Source organism: Bradyrhizobium sp. Kon10 (assembly GCF_055807395.1).
In genome coordinates this window covers 1-18276 of record NZ_JBVVOZ010000056.1, presented here as the reverse complement: position 1 = coordinate 18276, position 18276 = coordinate 1, and the positions used below count along the sequence as shown (strand labels likewise).

Here is an 18276-nt window from a genome sequence, read left to right as displayed (position 1 = left end):
CCAAGCTCGCCGGCGGCGTCCACCGCCTCGACGGTCAGCTCATGGTCGTCCTCGACGTCGATCGCGTCCTCGAGCTCAAAACCGAAGTGCAAATGGCTGCGTGAGCCCCAATACATCGAAGCCGGAGAACAAAAATGAAGACATGTTTGGTGGTCGATGATTCCAGCGTCGTGCGCAAGATCGCACGCCGGATCCTGGAAGGCCTGGAATTCGAAGTCACCGAGGCCGAGGACGGCTCGAAAGCGCTCGAGATCTGCCAGCGCAAATTGCCCGACGCGGTGCTGCTCGACTGGAACATGCCGATCATGGATGGCTTTGAGTTCATGGGCCACATGCGCCGCCTGCCCGGCGGAGACCAGCCCAAGGTCGTGTTCTGCACCACCGAGAACAACGTGGCTCACATCGCTCAGGCACTGAGCGGCGGTGCCAACGAGTACATCATGAAGCCCTTCGACAAAGACATCATCGCCGACAAATTTGCTGAAGTCGGCTTGATCCCCGTTGGACAAGTCATGGTCTGAGTGTCTGGCCCGAGTCGCTGAGCAAGTCGCTCGGCAGAGTGTTCCCAGTATAGCTACCGAGAGGCCATCCGTGACCCCCACCGAGTATGAGTATCTGCGTAAGTTCCTGAGGGATCACTCCGGGCTCGACCTGTCCGCAGACAAGCAATATCTGATCGAAAGCCGGCTGTTGCCGCTCGCCCGCAAGGCCGGGCTGTCCGGCATCGGCGAGCTGGTGCAGAAACTGCAAGGCGGCTCGAGCGCGCTCGTCACCAGCGTGGTCGAAGCCATGACCACCAATGAGACCTTCTTCTTTCGCGACAAGGTCCCGTTCGATCATTTCCGCGACACCATCATGCCGGAAGTCATCAAGGCGCGCGCCGGCCGCCGCAGCGTGCGCATCTGGTGCGCAGCCGGCTCGACCGGGCAGGAGCCCTATTCGCTCGCGATGAGCCTGAAGGAGATGGGCGCGGCCCTCACGGGCTGGCGCGTCGAGATCATCGCAACCGACCTGTCGCAGGAAGTGCTGGAGAAGGCCAAGGCGGGCATCTACAGCCAGTTCGAAGTGCAGCGCGGCCTGCCGATCCAGATGCTGATGAAATATTTCAAGCAGACTGGCGAGACGTGGCAGATCAATCCCGAGCTGCGCGCGATGATTCAGCACCGGCAGCTCAACCTGCTGCACGACTTCGCCCAGCTCGGCACCTTCGACGTCATCTTCTGCCGCAACGTGCTGATCTATTTCGACCAGGACACCAAGATCAAGATCTTCAACCGCCTGGCCCGCCAGATCGAGGGAGACGGCTTCCTGGTGCTGGGCGCGGCCGAGACGGTGGTCGGACTGACCGATACTTTCAAGCCGATTCCGGAACGGCGCGGCCTCTACAAGCCCAACGATCCGCGTGCGACGGCAGCCAAGCCGGCGCTCGCCGACGCGCCGCCGCGGATGGCAGCAGTAATGGGGCGATAAGCATGGCCGAGGATGGAAAGGGTCTGGAACGCGTGACGTTCAGTCGCGGCTATGACGTCTGCATCATGGCCATCGACGGCACTTGGCGCCGCGACTGCAAGCTCAACGCGATTTCCGACACCGACGCCATCCTCACGGTGGAAGGTTCGATCCAGGGCTTGAACCTGAAGGAGTTCTTCCTGCTGCTGTCGTCCACGGGCCTCGCCTACCGCCGCTGCGAGCTGGTGCGCGTCAACGGCGCCGAAATGGACATCCAGTTCCTGCGCGGCAAGAATCGGAAGAAGCGGACCACCGGCCACGAGGCGGTGGTCTGATCCGCGCGCCTGCGCGGTGCCAATTCCCGACGCGTTGCTTCACATTTTCTGAAAACATCCGAATGAATTTGTCGCAACGGCTTTACGGGGCTGAAGCGCGTTCCGTGTATCGATTGCCGGTCTCAATCTCAGGGTCCGGTAATGCCAAGAAGCTCCCTCTCTCCCGTTTCGTCCAACCTGCCCGACGTCGCCGAGCGGCGCGCGCTTCAGCTGCTCGTGGTCGACGACGATGCCACGCAACGCAGCCTGATCACGGTCGCTGCCAAGCAGGCCGGCCACGAAGTCACCGTGGCGCCGTCGGTCGCGGAAGCGATTGAAAAGCTCCGCACCGCTCGCTTCGACTGCGTGACGCTCGATCTCGTACTGGAGGACGGCGACGGCGTCGACGTGCTGCGGGAGATGGCGGCGGCGAAATTCTCAGGTTCCGTGATCGTGATCAGCGGCATGGAGGGCAAGCGCCGCAGTGGTGCTCGCAGCTTCGCCCGCTCAGTGGGGATCGAGCTTCAGAGCCTGCCCAAGCCGCTGGATCTCGCGGCGCTTCGCATCAGCCTTGCCAATCTCGGCAAGACGGCCATGGGGCTCCCGGCGATGCATACCTGGGGCGGCGTCGCCACCGACGCGATCGTGGAACGGCACCGCGGGTAAGGCCCGGAGCGCCGATGCGATCGGGCGCGAAAATGTCGCCGGACATCGTGACGCTCCCGTCCAGTTCCATGGCAGCGTCGATCAGGCGCATGCGAGCCTCGATCCGCCTGATCAGACGGCGAAGATCGGCCGCGACCAACTGTCGGCTGTCGGTTTCAGCGACGGTAGCGTCGTGCCGGCAAAATTTGACATGGGTATTCTCCGTCCTCCGCAAGAAGGCACTGCGCGGCTACTTGTGCGTTAAGTCCATGTCCCGTACATATATGGTGGGCCCAATCCGCGCCGAACGCCATAACGGTTGGCCCGGACGCGACTCCTTAATGCCAAATGGATTTGGCACAGATGGATTTGGCACATGGCCGATCAAACCCCCCGTGGTGAAATCTTCGTGGTCGACGACGATCCTGCCGTTCGCGACACCCTGTCGATGGTGTTGAAGGCGGCGGGCTATGAGGTGATCTGTTTCGCGGACGGCGCAGCGTTGCTCTCCGTCGCGCGGAACCGCACACCGGCCGCGATCCTGCTCGACGTGCACATTCCCGGAAAGTCGGGTCTCGACATTCTCAGGGAGCTGCACGGCGAGGATTATCCCGCACCGATCTTCATGATCTCAGGGCAGGGCGATATCGCGATGGCGGTGGGCGCCATCAAGAGCGGCGCGCTCGACTTCATCGAGAAGCCGTTCCGCGGCAGTGAGATCGTCGGGCGGCTCGACGAGGCGATCGGGGCTTATGCCCGCAGGCAGGCGGAGAATGCGTCCCCGAAGTTCGGTTCGCTGCACTTCCCCGGACGCGAGCCGCTGACCCGGAGGGAACGCGAGGTGCTTGAGCAGTTCGCCGCCGGGGCCTCCAACAAGGAGGCGGGCCGCACCCTCGGCATCAGCCCGCGCACCATCGAGGATCACCGCGCCAACATCATGAAGAAGCTCGGCGCCCGCAATGCTGCCGATCTGATCCGTATCGTGATGACGGCAGCCCAGCGCGCGTCGTAGGGTTGCTTCCGCAATCTTGTAGCCCGGATGGAGCGCAGCGAATCCGGGGTTGTTTCTTCACGCATAGACTTGTCCCGGACCACGCTCGGCTTCATCCTGCCTGCGCAGCCTCACCCGCCCAGCGCCTTGCGGATGATCCGCGCGAGATCGGATTTGCGATAAGGTTTTGCCAGCAGCAGAACGCCTGAATCCAGTCGGCCGTGATGGATGATCGCATTCTCGGTGTAGCCGGACGTGTAGACCACGCGCAGATCGGGACGCGTCTTCAACACCTCGTCGGCGAGCTGCCGTCCGTTCATGTTGCCGGGCATGATCACGTCGGTGAACAGCAGGTCGAACGGCGTTCCGGAGCCGACGATGGCGAGCGCCTCGGCGGCGTTCGCGGCTTGCAGCGTGACGTAGCCGAGCGAATGCAGTTGCGCCAGCACGTAGTCGCGAACCAGCCGGTCGTCCTCGACCACCAGGATCGTTTCGTGCCCGCCTTCGATCGACGTCGGCGTCACGCCTTCGCTGACTGCCGTAGGCGTCTTGCCGGGCGGCAGGTACATCTTGATCGTGGTGCCGTGGCTCTCCTCGCTGTAGATCTTGATGTGTCCCGCGGACTGCTTGATGAAACCGTAGACCATGGAGAGCCCGAGTCCGGTGCCCTTGCCCGGCCCCTTCGAGGTGAAGAAGGGATCGAACACCCTGGCCAGCATGTTGGCGGGGATGCCCGAGCCGGTGTCGCTCACGGCGATCAGCACGTAGTGTCCGGGCGGGACGTCGTTGCTGCTGGCATAGGTCTCGTCGAGATAGGCGGCGCCCGTCTCCACGATCAGCTTGCCGCCGCCGGGCATGGCGTCGCGGGCGTTGAGCGCGAGGTTGAGGATCGCCGTGGTGAGCTGGTTGGGATCGACGATCGCAACGCAGCTCTCGTCCTCGAACACGGATTCGATCTGGATCTGCTCGCCGAGCGTCGGTCGCAACAGCTTCGCGGTGTCGATGATCAGCGAATTGATGTCGATCTCGCGCGGCTGGAGCGGCTGCTTGCGCGCAAAGGCGAGCAGGTGCTGGGTCAGCTCGGCGCCGCGTCCGGCGGCCTCGTCGATCATCCTGGTAATCGCCGCAAGGTCCGGCTCCTTGGCCACCGCGTCAGCCAGGATCTCGATCGTGCCGGTGATGACCGTGAGGATGTTGTTGAAATCATGTGCCACGCCGCCGGTGAGCTGGCCGACCGCCTCCATCTTCTCCGCTTGACGGATGCGCTCCTCGGCCGCGATCTTCTCGGTGAGATCGCGGTAGAACGAATTGAAGAAGACTCCGTCGCGCCGACGCAGCGCCGTGACGCTGAGCTCGGCCCTGAATTCCTTGCCGTCGCGCCGGCGCACCAGAAGCTCGCGCCGTGGACCGGGCAGCTCCTGCGCCTTGGATTCGAGAAAGAGCTGTAGTCTGGCCCTCACGCCTTCGCGCTCGGTGGGGGCGACGAAGAGATCGATGGCATTCTTCCCGATTGCCTCCTCGCGCGGCCAGCCGAACAGCTTCTCGGCCTGCGAGTTCCAGTTCAGGATGGTGCCGGTCTGGTCGGTTTGCGTGAAGGCATCGAGCGCGGTGTCGACGATGTTGCGCGCCAGCTGCTCGCTTTCGCGCAAGGCCTCCTGCGCGAGTCGGGCCTCTGTCATGTCACGCCCGACGAAGAAGAAGCGCTGGGCCTGATCGGACCAGTTGCCGAGCCAGGAGAGCCAGACCTCGCGCCCGTCCTTGTGGAGGCAGCGGGTGTCCGCGAGCCTCAGACGCTCGCCGCGCCGCAGCGCGCGCATCTCCTCGCGGGAGTGATCGAGATGGGCGGGGTGAATGAAATCGGCGCCGCTGCGGCCGATCATCTCGCCCGGCTGGTAGCCCAGAATGGCCGCGCTGCTCGGGCTGATCTGCACGACATGGCCCCGCGCGTTCATGATCATGATCAGGTCTTGCGAGGTGTCGAAAAGCTGCCGCCGCTCCTCGATCTGCTGTTGGAGCGCCCGCTCGGCGCGCCGCGCCTCGGTCAGGCTGCCCGCGCTGCCGCAGACGCCGATGATCTCGCCCGACGTCCCCCTGATCGGCGAGAGGTTGAGCGAGATGTCGACCGACGTCCCGTCCTTGCGCAGGCGCACCGTCTCGAACCGTTCGATCGGCTCGCCCCGGGCGATTCGGGCCAGATAGTCCTTACCCTGCTCCCGGCGCTCGGGCGGGACGATGATCGAGGTGGATTGTCCGATCGCCTCGTTCGCCGAATAGCCATAGAGGCGCTCAGCGGCAGGATTCCAGCCGGTAATGATAGCGTCGAGCGACTGCATCACGATGGCCTCGTCGGATGATTCGACAGCGGCGCTGAACAGGCGCTCGCGCTCCGCATGATGGCTTCGTGCCGCCTCGGTGCCGCGATGCTCCCGGACCTCGCGCTCGAGCGCGGCTGTTTTCGCCCGCGTCTCCTCGACCATGTGGGCAAAAGCCCGCGCCAGCACGCCGGTCTCGCCGCTTGCATCGACGGGTATGCCGGCAGGCCGCCCGCTGCCGATCGCCTCGACCGCCGCGGTCAGGCGCCCGATCGGGCGCGTCAAGGACCGTGCCAGCAGCACTGCGAGCGAAGCCGCGGCGAGGACGGCAAGCACGCCGACGAGTAAGGACGTTTTTTGAATGGCAGCGGGCACGCGGCCGAACACCGCCGGAGGAACCGTCTCGATGATCGCGACCCATTCCTTGCCCGCAAGCAGCGCTGGCGCGATCGCCGCGCCGCTCGGCCGGCCCGACGCGTCGGTGACGAGCTGGGTGGATGCTTGCAGTGTGCCGGCCAAGGCCGCAAAAAATGGAAAGTCATTGCGCCAATCGGTGGGGTGGCCGCGCAAGGAGCCGAATTCGCGCGCGCGATCGGGATGGACGAGATAGTCGCCGCGCGAATTCACGACGTAGATATCTCCGTCCGCGCCGCCGCCGGTCGAACGGACGCGGTCGAGTGCCGGACGCATGTCAATATTGGCGATGATGATGCCGAACGGCTTGCCGTCGGGTGTGAACAGCGGCGTCGCGACCCGCAAGGTCGGCGTGTGAAGGGCCGTGGTCCCTCCCTGGCGGGTGGCGAGGTCGATGGGCGAAACGTAAATCTCGCCCGGTGCCAGTCGAATCGTTTCCTGAAAATAGGCTCGCTCGCTCTTGGGCTCCAGTTCGCTGGTGGGGACGACCCGTACCGCACCATTCGGTCCGGAGCGATCGACGCGGACCAGCTCGCGCTGGTCGTCGTCAACGCCAATGATCCGAAATTGTCCGTAGCTGGGTTTGGCCTCGATCTCGGCCGCGAGCCGCGCTGCAATGCGCTCGCGCCAGGTTTGCTCCGACACGCCGTCGGCGGCGTCGATGCCCCCGCCGATGTGCGCGCGAATCAGGCCATTGATGGCCGCGGCAGAGCGATAGCCGACCAGATCGCCGCGAGCTCCGGCCACATAGGATTCCAGATTGGTCGCCCGCAGGCGTGACTGGGCTTCGATGCGTTCCAGCACGCGCGGAATGACGGCCTGGGTGATGTTGCGATAGCCGAGCCAGCCCACGGCGGCCACGGTAACAGCCACCAGCAGGATCATCGCGATGGCCAGCCGTGTTGCGAGAGTCATGTTGGCCTTCGCGCCGCGTCGAGACTGGAGCCGGATGGTCTGGACCGGCGCACCATGGATGACCCCGTCATGGGATGCCGACGCCGGCTTGGGGCTGCGGCGGGGATGATGATTGCACCGATTTCAGGCAGCCGTCGACCGTCGCAAGCAGTGCGTCGGCCCGAAATGGCTTCTGCAAGCTCGCCACGGCGCCGAGCTTGGTCGCCATGTTCAGGAAGTCCGGCTCGGCATAGGCATCCGGGGTGATCGAGCGGCCGGAAATGACGACGATCGGAATGGCCGGTTGCAGCGCCCGGATGTGGCGCATCGTCTCGAGCCCGTCCATGCCGGGCATGAAAATGTCGAGGAACAGCAGGTCGAATTGGCTCGCCTCGAACAAAGCGAGCGCCTGGTGGCCATCGCCTGCCACTGTGATGTGATGACCGGCCCGCTCCAGAAGCAGCCGGATCGTGAGCTGTACGGCCGGATCGTCATCCACGATCAGGATGTTGGCCAAAATTCCAATCCTCTGGGCCGGATGCGAGGGCAAATCGGTTAGTCAGTCGACGCACCAAATGTGAAAGTGTTGCGCGGATTCCACTCAACCTGCAAGGATTTCGCGGGTGGTCGCCGAGCCATCGGCCTTGTTGTTGCAACGCACCCGGACCTATGCACGCCTGTGTGCATAGCAGGCGCCCGTTTCCGGTCAGCCCGGCGTCTTGCGAGGGACGGATGGCCTGTGGGAAGAGCAGGGCGGAATCCCTCGACGGACAGGAAAATGACCACCAGGAAAAAGACGCCCGAGCAGCTCCGCAGCGCGCGCTGGTTTGCGCCCGACGACCTCCGCTCGTTCGGCCACCGCTCCCGCACCATGCAGATGGGCTATGCACCCGAGGAGTGGAAGGATCGTCCGATCATCGCGATCCTCAACACCTGGTCGGACGCGCAACCCTGTCACATGCACTTCAAGTCGCGCGTCGACGACGTCAAGCGCGGCATCCTGATGGCCGGCGGCCTGCCGCTGGAGCTGCCGGCGCTGTCGCTGTCCGAATCGCTGCTCAAGCCGACCACGATGCTTTACCGCAATCTGCTGGCCATGGACGCCGAGGAGCTGCTGCGCAGCCATCCCGTCGACGGCGTGGTGCTGATGGGCGGCTGCGACAAGACCACGCCCGCGCTGCTGCTGGGGGCGACCTCGATGAATATCCCGGCGATCTACCTGCCGGCAGGCCCGATGCTGCGCGGCAATTGGAAGGGCAAGACACTCGGCTCGGGTTCCGACGGCTGGAAATATTGGGACGAGCGCCGCGCCGGAAAGATCTCCGACAAGGACTGGCTCGATATCGAAGCCGGCATCGCGCGCAGTTACGGCACCTGCATGACCATGGGCACGGCCTCGACCATGACCGCGATCGCCGAAGCGATCGGCATGACGCTGCCCGGTGCTTCTTCGATTCCCGCCGCGGATGCCAACCACATCCGCATGGCCTCCGAATGCGGCCGCCGCATCGTCGAGATGGTGTGGGAAGATCTGACGCCGAAGACGATCCAGACGCGGAAAGCGTTCGAGAACGCGATCGCGGTGGCGATGGCGATGGGCTGCTCGACCAATGCCATCATCCATCTGATCGCGCAGGCCCGCCGCGCCGGCCAGGATATCGGCCTCGACGATTTCGAGAAGGCGAGCCGCAAGGTGCCCGTCATCGCCAATGTGCGGCCGAGCGGCGATACTTATCTGATGGAAGATTTCTTCTATGCCGGCGGCCTGCCGGCACTGATGAGCCAGATCAAGCCGCATCTGCATCTCGACTGCGTCACGGTCACCGGCCAGACTGTCGGCGAGAACATCGCGCAGGCCGAAGTCCACAATGACGACGTGATCCGCTCGGTCGACAATCCCATCTACAAGGAAGGCGCGCTTGCCGTGCTCAAGGGCAATCTCGCGCCCGACGGCTGCGTCATCAAGCCGAGCGCCTGCGCGCCGCGGTTCCTCAAGCACACCGGGCCGGCGCTGGTGTTCGACGACTATGCCGCGATGAAGAAGGCGGTCGACGATCCCGATCTCGACGTCACCGAAGACCACATTCTCATTTTGCGCAATGCGGGGCCGCAGGGCGGGCCGGGCATGCCGGAATGGGGCATGCTGCCGATCCCAACCAAGCTCGTGAAGCAGGGCGTGCGCGACATGGTGCGCATCTCGGACGCGCGCATGAGCGGCACCAGCTACGGTGCCTGCATTCTGCACGTCGCGCCCGAGTCCTACGTCGGCGGTCCGCTCGCCTTGGTGCGGAATGGCGACCGCATTTCGCTCGACGTCGCCGCCCGCACCATCAATCTCGATGTGTCCGAGGCCGAGCTTGCAAAGCGCCGCGCGGCCTGGAAGCCGCCCGAGCGCCGCTTCGAGCGCGGCTATGGCTGGATGTTCACCAAGCATATCAGGCAAGCCAATGATGGCTGCGACTTCGACTTCCTGGAGACCGATTTCGGCGCGCCGATCGGCGAGCCGTCGATTTATTGACGTTGTCGTTCCGGGGCGATGCGAAGCATCGAACCCGGAACCCATTTCTCCGCAGAGGCGTGCGGCCCGATGGATTCTCAGATGCGCAATTGCGCATCTTAGTTCGCGCTCCGCGCGCCCCGGAATGACAAGAGGATGAATATGTCCAAACTCACCGACACCACCCGCGAGAAGCTCAAGACCGTCTCCACCGCCACCGTGGCCACCGCGCTGTTCAAGCGCGGCCTGCGCGTCCAGATGATCCAGGACGTGCACCCATTGGGCGCGAACCAGCCGACCATGGTCGGCGAGGCCTTCACACTCCGCTACATGCCGGCGCGCGAGGATCTCAACACCATCGACGTGTTCAAGGATCGCTCCCATCCGCAGCGCAAGGCGGTCGAGGATTGTCCGGCGGGCAGCGTGCTGGTGATGGACAGCCGCAAGGACGCGCGCGCCGCCTCGGCCGGCGCAATCCTGGTGACGCGCTTGATGAAGCGCGGCGTCGCCGGCGTCGTCACCGACGGCGGTTTTCGCGATTCCGCCGAGATCGCAAAGCTCGGCATCCCCGCCTACCATCATCGCCCGAGCGCGCCGACCAATCTGACGCTGCACCAGGCCATCGAGATCAACGTCCCGATCGGCTGCGGCGATGCGCCGGTGTTTCCCGGCGACGTGATTTTGGGTGATGCCGACGGCGTCATCGTGATTCCCGCGCATCTCGCGGACGAGATCGCGAACGAGACCTTCGAGATGACCGCTTTCGAGGATTTCGTGACCGAGCAAGTCAACAAGGGCCGCGGCATCTTCGGGCTCTATCCGGCAACGGACCCGCAGACCCTGACCGACTTCGCGGAATGGCGGAAAAAGAACGGAAGGTAGTTCGCACACCAATGTCGTCCTGGCGAAAGCCAGGACCCATTACCCCAGCGCGAAGTTTCGCGAATGCTGGCACTTAAGAGATCTTCCCCGGTACAAGTCACCTGCTCCACATCGATACATCCCGCGGTATGGGTCCTAGCTTTCGCCAGGACGACGATCTGGAGGCAGTCGTGCCATACGACACGCGGGCGGGCGTTGGCCTATACCCCGGCCTCCGCCATCCCCGCCGCCCACAGCGCGAACGCGTACACGATCGCAACCTCGTCCAGCCGGTTGAAGCGCCCCGAGGCGCCGCCGTGGCCGGCGCCCATGTTGGTGCGCAGGAGAACCGGGCCGCCGCCGCTCATGGTGGCGCGCAGGCGCGCGATCCATTTGGCGGGCTCCCAATAGGTGACGCGCGGATCGGTCAAGCCGCCCATCGCCAGGATCGCCGGATACTCCTTTGCCGCGACATTGTCGTACGGCGAATAGGACAGGATGGTGCGAAAATCCGTCTCGCTCTCGATCGGGTTGCCCCATTCCGGCCATTCCGGCGGCGTCAACGGCAGCGTGTCGTCGAGCATGGTGTTGAGGACGTCGACGAATGGCACCTCGGCGACGATGCCGGCGAACAATTCGCCGGCGCGGTTCGCCACCGCGCCCATCAGCATGCCGCCGGCCGAGCCGCCATGGCCGACGATGCGCTTTGCGCTGGTGTACTTGGCGTCGATCAGCGCCCGCGCGCTGGCCGCGAAATCGCCGAACGAATTCGTCTTCTTGTCGCGCTTGCCGTCGAGATACCAGCCCCAGCCCTTGTCGGCGCCGCCGCGGATATGGGCGATGGCGTAAACAAAGCCGCGGTCGACCAGCGACAGGCGGTTGGCGCTGAACGAGGCCGGCATCGCCATGCCGTAGGAGCCGTAGCCGTAGAGCAGCAGCGGCGCTGAGCCGTCGAGCTTAAGCCCGCGGCGATAGAGGATCGAGACCGGCACCTCCGCGCCGTCATCCGACTTGGCCATGATGCGGGTGGTCACGTAGTCGGCGGCGTTGTGGCCGGACGGAATCTCCTGGCGCTTGCGAAGCACCCGCGTCCGCTTCGCCATGTCGTAGTCGTAGACTTCCGACGGCGTCGTCATCGACGAATAGGCAAAGCGCAAATTCGTCGTGTCGAATTCGTAGGAGCCCATCGTGTCGAGCGAGTAGGCCGCCTCGTCGAAGGCGATCGCGTGCTCTTCGCCGGAGGCCAGATCGCGGATCACGATTCCCGGCAGCGCGTTGGCGCGCTCCAGCCGCACCAGATGGCCGGCATAGAGATCGAGATCGATGATGTAGATGCCGGGACGATACGGGATCAGGTCGCGCCAGTTCGCGCGCTCGGGCGATGCGAGCGGCGCGGTGACGATCTTGAAGTCGATCGCGTCATCGGCATTGGTGAGGATGAAGAGCTCGTCGCCGCGATCCGCCAGCGAATATTGCACGCCGTCCTCGCGCGCCGCGACCAGGCGCGGCGGTGCCTCGGGATTGGCGAGGTCGAGCAGCCGCTGCTCCGAGGTCTCGTGATCGCCGCCGGCGATCACGCAGAAGCGCCCGCTGGTGCTCTCGTGCAAATGGGTGAACCAGCCGGAATCCTGCTCCTCATAGACCAGGACATCGTCGGCTTGACTGGTGCCGAGCCGGTGCCGCCACACCTGCATTGGCCGGTGATTGTCGTCCAGCTTCACATAGAAGAAGCCTTTGCAGTCCTTGCTCCAGACGATGCCGCCGTCGGTCTCCTCGACGATATCGTCAGAATCCTTCCCCGTTGCCCAGTCGCGCACGCGGATCGAAAAATATTCGGAGCCCTTGGTGTCCGCGCTCCAGGCTTGCAGCTTATGATCCGGCGAGTGCCGGCTGCCGCCAAACTTGAAATACGCGTGGTCCTTTGCGAGCGCGTCGCCGTCGAGCACGATATGGCCATCACCACCGTCGCGCGGCATGCGGCCGAACAATTCATGCTGTCCGCCCTCGCGGAATTTGCGGAAATAAGCGAACGACCCATCCGGCGACGGCACGCTGGAATCGTCCTCCTTGATGCGCCCGCGCATCTCGCGCACCAGCGTCTTCTGCAGCGGCCCGGTGTGGCCGAGCAGGCTGTCGGTGTAGTCGTTCTCCTCGTCCAGATATTTGCGGACGTCGGGATCAAGCACCTTGGGATCGCGCAGCACCTCCTGCCAGTTCGCGTCCTTCAGCCAGGCATAGTCGTCGGTCACGGTGATGCCGTGCCGGGTGAAGCTGTGCGGCCGGCGCGGGGCGATGGGCGGGGTCTTGCTGGCGATGTTGGGCAAATCGATCCTCGAGATAGGGGCGGGTGTTGTCCCTATATCAGATCGAAGGCAGGGGATTTAAAGAAGCGGGAAGACCGATGTGAAACTCAGGAGCTTCATCAAACTCCCGTGTCGTCCCGGCGAAGGCCGGGACCCATACCCACAGGGAGTAGTTTGGCGATGGCTCGGAGTTGGACTCTTCGGATCACAGCCAGTCGGGGTTATGGGTCCCGGCCTTCGCCGGGATGACCACTGAATTCTGGGCGCGCGCCCGCTTACACCGCGACCTGCTCACCCAGATACGCCACCGCCGCCTCGAGGCCGCCCTTGCCGTGCGGGATCTTCAGCGCGTTGAGGCCGACCTCGATCACCCCTAACGTGCCGAGCAGCATCGGTGCATTGACGTGGCCCATATGGGCGATGCGGAAGGCCTGGCCGGAGAGGTCGCCGATGCCGGTGCCGAGCACCACGCCGCACTTCTCCTTGCAATAGCGTTGCAGTGCCGCCGGATCATGGCCGTTGCTCATGGTCACGGTGGTGACCGTGTTGGAGCGCTCGCTCGCCTCGGCGATATTGAAGCCGAGCACCTGGCCTTCAGACCATGCGCCGACGGCACGGCGCGCGGCTTCGCCGAGCAGGCTGTGGCGGCGAAAGGCGTTCTCCAGCCCTTCCTCGTGCAACAGGTCGATTGCCTGGCGCAGTGCGAACAACAGATGCACCGGCGCGGTGCCGGCATATTTGCGATAGTGCTCGGTGCCCTCGCGCTCGCTCCAGCTCCAATAGGGCGTGCTCATGTTGGCCTTCTTGTGCACCTCGAGCGCGCGCGCGTTCGCCGCGACGAAGCCGAGACCGGGCGGCGTCATCAGGCCTTTCTGCGAGCCGGACATCGCGACGTCGATGCCCCATTTGTCCATCTCGAACGGCATGCAGCCGAGCGAAGCCACGGTGTCGACCATGTACAGCGCGGGATGGCCGCTCGCCTTGATCGCCTTGCCGATCGCCTCGACGTCGTTCTGCACGCCGGAGGCGGTATCGACCTGGACGACCACGACGGCCTTGATCGTGTGCTCCTTGTCGCGGCGCAGCCGCTCCTCGACCTCGTGCGGCCGCACCGCGCGGCGCCAGTCGCCCTTGAGCACCTCGACCTCGGCGCCCATCAGCGAAGCCGCATGGCCCCAGCCGATCGCGAACCGCCCGCTCTCCAGCACCAGCACCTTGTCGCCGCGCGACAGCACGTTGCTCAGCGCCGCTTCCCAGGCGCCGTGACCGTTGGCGATGTAGATGTAGGATTTGCCCTTGGTCGCAAACAGGTTCGAGATGTCGCGGAGCAAGCTCTCGGTCAGATCGGTCATCTGCTTGGAGTAGATGTCGATCGCCGGACGATGCATCGCCTGCAGCACCGCATCGGGCATCGTGGTGGGCCCGGGGATGGCCAGAAATTCCCGGCCCGCGCGAACGGTCATTTTCGTTTGTCCTTATGTCGTGAAGACGGTCTGGAGGGTCATCGCATGACGCTTTTACGCGGCGCGGGCATCCAAGAAAAGCGCGCAAAATGCAGGTCTGGGGCTCTTATCTCTTCGTCTCGCGGCAGCCGGCGGCCTCCGCCTCCTCGACTGAGCAGAACCAGCGCGTGCCCTTGCTGATCTTCATCTTGATCTGGGTGTACCAGCGGCTGGTCGGGGTATGATAGATGCACTCGCCCGCCGTGTTGACGTTGCCCTTGATGGTGCAGTCCGGCGAGGGGGCGACCGGCCCCGAGGCCGAGGCGAGCAGCACGGAATGCGCCCCCTCCGATGGCTTGGTGGCGCCCAATATGGTCGTCTTCTTGTTGCGCACGCGCCAGTCCCAGGGTGCGATGAAGGCGCCCTGCCACATCCCGGCTTTTGCCTCGCGCGCGGCCTTCTCGTCCGCCTCATAGTCGTGCGACATGCGGGCGTAGGCCAGCGCCCAGCCTGCGCGGACCAGCCATTTCTGGATATCCTCGCCACCGACATCGCAGCGTGCCACGGTGCGTCCGCGCCGGTCGATCGATCTCGCATGGCAGGCCCAGTTCTTGCCGTCGGCGTATTTGGCGAGCTCGTCGCGGGCCGCGATGCCGCAGGTCCAGCGTTCGCCCTTGTTGTTGAGGCAGAGCTGGTCGACTGAAGGCGCGTCGATGCCGCCGAGCCGGATCCGCGTGTTGCCGATCAGGACGGAATCGCCGTCACGGACCTTGGCGGTGCCGGTGATGTCGGCGGCCTGTGCCAGCGACGGCAAGGCCGGGAAAGACAAAGCGAGCAAAGACAGCGCAATCAGGAATTTTCGCAACATGCCGGTCCGCGTCTGATGAAACTCTCGATAAAGCCCCCAATTGTGGTCGGCTTTTGTCCCCGCGGCCAGCGCCTGCCCGACAGACGGGCTGTCAACTTCCCGTCATTGTTGGCGCGGAGGTTACTTACCCTCCCTGGAGACACCCTCCAGGGGAGGGTGAAGAATCCTGCGAGACCTAACCCCGCGCCATCGCCTTTCTCGCCACCGCCAGCGCCATCAGCACGAAGGCCGACGTCACCTCCGGACCGCCCACCAGGATCCGCGTGGGCGTCTTCATCTTGTTCCATTCATAGGCGCGGAACGGGCCGCGGCGGCCGCCTTCGCCGACAGCATTGACGATCACGTTCAGCGCCGGCGCGAAGGCGCGCGGGTCGGCGCCGAGATGGCCGAGTGCGATCAGGGCGAGCGCGGCGTCGAACACGTTCATCTCCGCCGCCATCAGCTCGCCCTTGACGTAGGACAGCACGCGGTGGCGGATGAGATCGAAATCGCCGTCGGGGTCGATCGCGGCCTGCGCCGCCAGTGGCAGCGCCAGGAAAGCCGCATAGCAGCGGCCGAAATAGGCGCTGTAGAGTTCGGGCAAATAATAGATGTGCGAGCGCGGATTGGCGAAGGCGCCGCTTGCGGCGAGCCGCTTCTGGAAGCCGAGGATCCGATGCACGGTGGCAAGCCGCGCCGGCGTCTCCAAAATCTTCCAGCGCGCGAGATTGCGAAAGCTCACCTCCAGAATGTCCAGATTAAGCGTCGGATCGAGATCGTTGCCATAGGGCCGCTCGCCCCGGAGATTGTCGATCCAGGTCGCTACTCCACCCTCGTAGTCGATATTGTCGTTGATCGGCACCGTCACGCGCGGCTCGTTGACGCCGGCGCGCACCTGATAGCCGGCGTAGAAATCCAGCAGCGGCTGGTCGAGGATCGGATCGGTGCAGCCGGCCTGCGTCGCGGCGGAGATCGAGCACGCCGTGGTGTCGCAATCGGGCACGTAGACGCCGAAGCCGAGGTCCTGCTTGATCTGGGCGAAGAAGCGGGAAAACCGCGGATGCGGTGCCGGCGCCAGCGCAGTGATGACGTCGAAGCGGGCGCCGTCGGTGTCCTCGACCTGCTCGCGGCTGGTGTTGACGCAGAAATCGACCATGTCGGCGACCGCGTCCTTCGCCGCCATCGCCTCGGTGGGCGAGGCGAGCCCGGTCTCGAAATAGCCGAGCAGCGCCTCGATGAAGAACGCGTCGTAATAGGCCGAGCGGTGGCGGATCTGCACCGGCTCCCACATAGGCTCGGCGATGCCGGTCCAGGGCGGATTGACCACGGCGCGCGCCGGCGAGCGTGCGATGAAGACGCGCGCCAGGTTGAACAGCAGCGAGGAATTCTTGTAGCCGCGCGCGTTCAGGCCGGTCAGTGCCATGATCAGCTCACGCCCGCGCAGGTCGGGATCGCCGATCAGGTTGAAGGCAGCATAGGTCGGCAGAAAACCGTTCTTGCGGTACGAGCCCAGCAGATGCTGCGCGCAGTCCCGGATCACGCCGTCGATCTGCGCTGGCGCCGGCATGCTGCCGGCGAACATCGCCGGCGGCGGCTTGGGATGATCGAGCGCGATGGTGTCGACGAGATCGGCAACGGGCTGACCGACCGCCGCCCAATCAGGCTCGGCATCATCGCGAGCGCGGGCAATCGCCGCGCGCAGCCGGGTCAGTTTGGTTTCCTCGCGGAGCTCGGGCAGACCGGCGCGGCGGAGCAGCATTCGCAATGCGGGATTGCCGAGCGCGGTCTTGTAGAATTTGGCCAGATGCGGATCGCCGCTGGCTTGGCCCGACAACACGGGATCGCAGACCTCATAAAGTGAGGGGCCGTCTTTCCGCGCCGTCAGCGCCCGGCACGCGGCACCTGCGAAATAATGAAAGCTCATGAAATACCTGGTCGCGGGGCCTTGCCCGGAGCCGGCCGGGACGCCCCCATCGGCGTGCCACCCCCCTGCAAGTCGTTGAAAAAGCTACCCGGATTCGCAGGAAATACAAATGTGATGTAAGTCACGGAAAAACGCGGCACGAGGGCTGCATGACAGGGCTCCGGAAGGCTACGGGGACGCCGAAAATGGAGACTTTGGGACTGGTGAATTAACCAATCTCTTCAGCGACTTAGCTCAAAATTTCGGCGATCTATTGCCGCCGGGGCGATATCCGGTTAAGGGTTTGTTTGGTGCGGCGCCGCAAATTGCGCGCAATTCGGGGGCACACCCCCGGCCAATCCTCAAACCCAAAGCCGCTATCGCGCTACTTAACATGTGCGCGCGCTTGGCTGGTTTTTGGTAATGACAGGAACGAACCGAGATGAATGTAAGGCAGCTCGATCTCTCGCGACGCACGATTGCAGTCGCCGCAGCCCTCATCGGCACGGTGTCGCTGGCGATCGGCGCCCATGCTGCTCTCAACATGCGCTCGCTCGATGCCGCCAAGGCCGTCCCGACCGATCAAATCAGCGGTTCGCTGGGCCAGACCTCGCGCCTCGCGCTCGTCATCGGCAACGGCCATTATCCCGACGCCAACGCGCCGCTCACGCAGTCGATCAACGACGCCCGCGCGCTGTCCTCGACCCTGCGCAAGAACGGCTTTGACGTCGACATGGTGGAAGACGCCAGCAAGGACGACATGGCGCGTGCGATCAGCCGCCTGAAGTCCCGGATCAAGCGCGACAGCGTCGTCATGCTGTTCTTCGGCGGTTACGGCGTGCAGGCCGGTCGCGAAAGCTACATGCTGCCGGTCGATGCCGTGATCTGGAAGGAGAGCGACGTCCGTCGCCAGGGCGTCTCCATCGACGGCGTGCTCGAGATGATGAAGGAGCAGGGCGCCAAGGCCAAGCTCGTCGTGGTCGACGCGTCCCGCCGCAATCCCTATGAGCGCCGCTTCCGCTCCTATTCGCACGGCCTGGCGCCGATCGGCACGCCCGACAACGCGCTGATCCTGTCCTCCGCCTCGCCCGGCAAGGTCGCCGACGACGGCAAGGGCGAGCACAGCACGCTGGTCAGCGAGCTCCTGGCCAACCTCAATGCGCAGGGCAGCGCCGAAAGCATCTTCAACAAGACCCGCGTCGCCGTCTCCCGCGCCTCCGAAGGCGACCAGGTCCCGGCCGTCTCCTCCTCGCTGCTCGAAGACGTCAACCTCAGCGAAGCCGGCAGCTAGTTTTTCTTAAGCCCCGCGAGCTCTCGCAGCGAACTCTCGTAGCAACCATTAGGTTGGCGTCCGATTTCCGCGAGCATGACGCCGCGCTTGCGGCCGTCAAGGCGTGGCCTGGC

At 64.6% G+C, this 18276-nt stretch carries 14 protein-coding genes and 1 pseudogene; 9 read left to right on the top strand and 6 right to left on the bottom strand.

Features of this window, described 5'->3' with window-relative positions; translation table 11 throughout:
• The 6 genes and pseudogenes from AC0L2O_RS35140 to AC0L2O_RS35115 form a co-directional block, all read left to right on the top strand.
• Positions 1–104 (top strand): annotated as a pseudogene (locus AC0L2O_RS35140) (chemotaxis protein CheW); the annotation flags it as partial.
• Positions 105–134: 30 nt separating this feature from the next.
• Positions 135–521 carry a response regulator gene (locus AC0L2O_RS35135; protein WP_369719909.1) on the top strand — a complete coding sequence of 129 codons (387 nt, stop codon included), beginning with the start codon at positions 135–137 and terminating at the stop codon, positions 519–521.
• A gap of 70 nt (positions 522–591) precedes the next feature.
• Entirely contained in the window at positions 592–1470 is an 879-nt protein-coding gene (locus AC0L2O_RS35130) for a CheR family methyltransferase (protein ID WP_473372981.1), read from the top strand.
• Between the two features lie 2 nt (positions 1471–1472).
• Positions 1473–1784 (top strand): PilZ domain-containing protein, encoded by a 312-nt coding sequence (locus AC0L2O_RS35125; protein ID WP_473372980.1) that lies wholly within the window; start codon positions 1473–1475, stop codon positions 1782–1784.
• A 141-nt stretch (positions 1785–1925) separates the two neighbouring features.
• Positions 1926–2429 (top strand): response regulator, encoded by a 504-nt coding sequence (locus tag AC0L2O_RS35120; protein ID WP_473372979.1) that lies wholly within the window; start codon positions 1926–1928, stop codon positions 2427–2429.
• Between the two features lie 355 nt (positions 2430–2784).
• The gene (locus AC0L2O_RS35115) at positions 2785–3420 is read left to right on the top strand and encodes a response regulator transcription factor (RefSeq protein ID WP_369719904.1); all 636 of its coding nucleotides are present in this window, start codon (positions 2785–2787) and stop codon (positions 3418–3420) included.
• Between the two features lie 110 nt (positions 3421–3530).
• On the opposite strand, the gene AC0L2O_RS35110 is transcribed toward AC0L2O_RS35115, so the two are convergent.
• Together AC0L2O_RS35110 and AC0L2O_RS35105 are read right to left on the bottom strand one after the other, a co-directional pair.
• The gene (locus AC0L2O_RS35110; protein ID WP_473372978.1) at positions 3531–7040 is read right to left on the bottom strand and encodes a PAS domain S-box protein; all 3510 of its coding nucleotides are present in this window, start codon (positions 7038–7040) and stop codon (positions 3531–3533) included.
• A 67-nt stretch (positions 7041–7107) separates the two neighbouring features.
• Positions 7108–7536 carry a response regulator gene (locus tag AC0L2O_RS35105; RefSeq protein ID WP_473372977.1) on the bottom strand — a complete coding sequence of 143 codons (429 nt, stop codon included), beginning with the start codon at positions 7534–7536 and terminating at the stop codon, positions 7108–7110.
• A gap of 261 nt (positions 7537–7797) precedes the next feature.
• On the opposite strand from AC0L2O_RS35105, the gene araD reads away from it, so the two are divergent.
• Both araD and AC0L2O_RS35095 read left to right on the top strand, forming a co-directional pair.
• On the top strand, positions 7798–9537 hold the full coding sequence (gene araD, locus AC0L2O_RS35100) for an L-arabinonate dehydratase (protein ID WP_473372976.1): 1740 nt from the start codon (positions 7798–7800) through the stop codon (positions 9535–9537).
• Between the two features lie 141 nt (positions 9538–9678).
• A complete protein-coding gene (locus AC0L2O_RS35095) occupies positions 9679–10398 on the top strand; it encodes a ribonuclease activity regulator RraA (RefSeq protein WP_473372975.1) in 720 nt (239 codons plus the stop codon).
• A 200-nt stretch (positions 10399–10598) separates the two neighbouring features.
• Here the strand turns inward: AC0L2O_RS35095 and AC0L2O_RS35090 are convergent, their stop codons facing one another.
• From AC0L2O_RS35090 to AC0L2O_RS35075, 4 genes are all read right to left on the bottom strand, one after another.
• Complete coding sequence (locus AC0L2O_RS35090; protein ID WP_473372974.1) at positions 10599–12701, bottom strand: S9 family peptidase; 2103 nt, start codon at positions 12699–12701, stop codon at positions 10599–10601.
• Between the two features lie 254 nt (positions 12702–12955).
• Positions 12956–14143, bottom strand: a complete 1188-nt coding sequence (locus AC0L2O_RS35085) for a pyridoxal-phosphate-dependent aminotransferase family protein (RefSeq protein ID WP_473372973.1) — start codon at positions 14141–14143, stop codon at positions 12956–12958.
• Positions 14144–14249: 106 nt separating this feature from the next.
• Positions 14250–14990, bottom strand: a complete 741-nt coding sequence (locus tag AC0L2O_RS35080; RefSeq protein WP_473372972.1) for a thermonuclease family protein — start codon at positions 14988–14990, stop codon at positions 14250–14252.
• Between the two features lie 175 nt (positions 14991–15165).
• Positions 15166–16893 carry a hypothetical protein gene (locus AC0L2O_RS35075; RefSeq protein WP_473372971.1) on the bottom strand — a complete coding sequence of 576 codons (1728 nt, stop codon included), beginning with the start codon at positions 16891–16893 and terminating at the stop codon, positions 15166–15168.
• Between the two features lie 421 nt (positions 16894–17314).
• Here AC0L2O_RS35075 and AC0L2O_RS35070 point away from each other — a divergent pair, with 421 nt between their 5' ends.
• The gene (locus AC0L2O_RS35070; RefSeq protein WP_409191122.1) at positions 17315–18163 is read left to right on the top strand and encodes a caspase family protein; all 849 of its coding nucleotides are present in this window, start codon (positions 17315–17317) and stop codon (positions 18161–18163) included.
• The last annotated feature ends 113 nt before the right edge of the window (positions 18164–18276 follow it).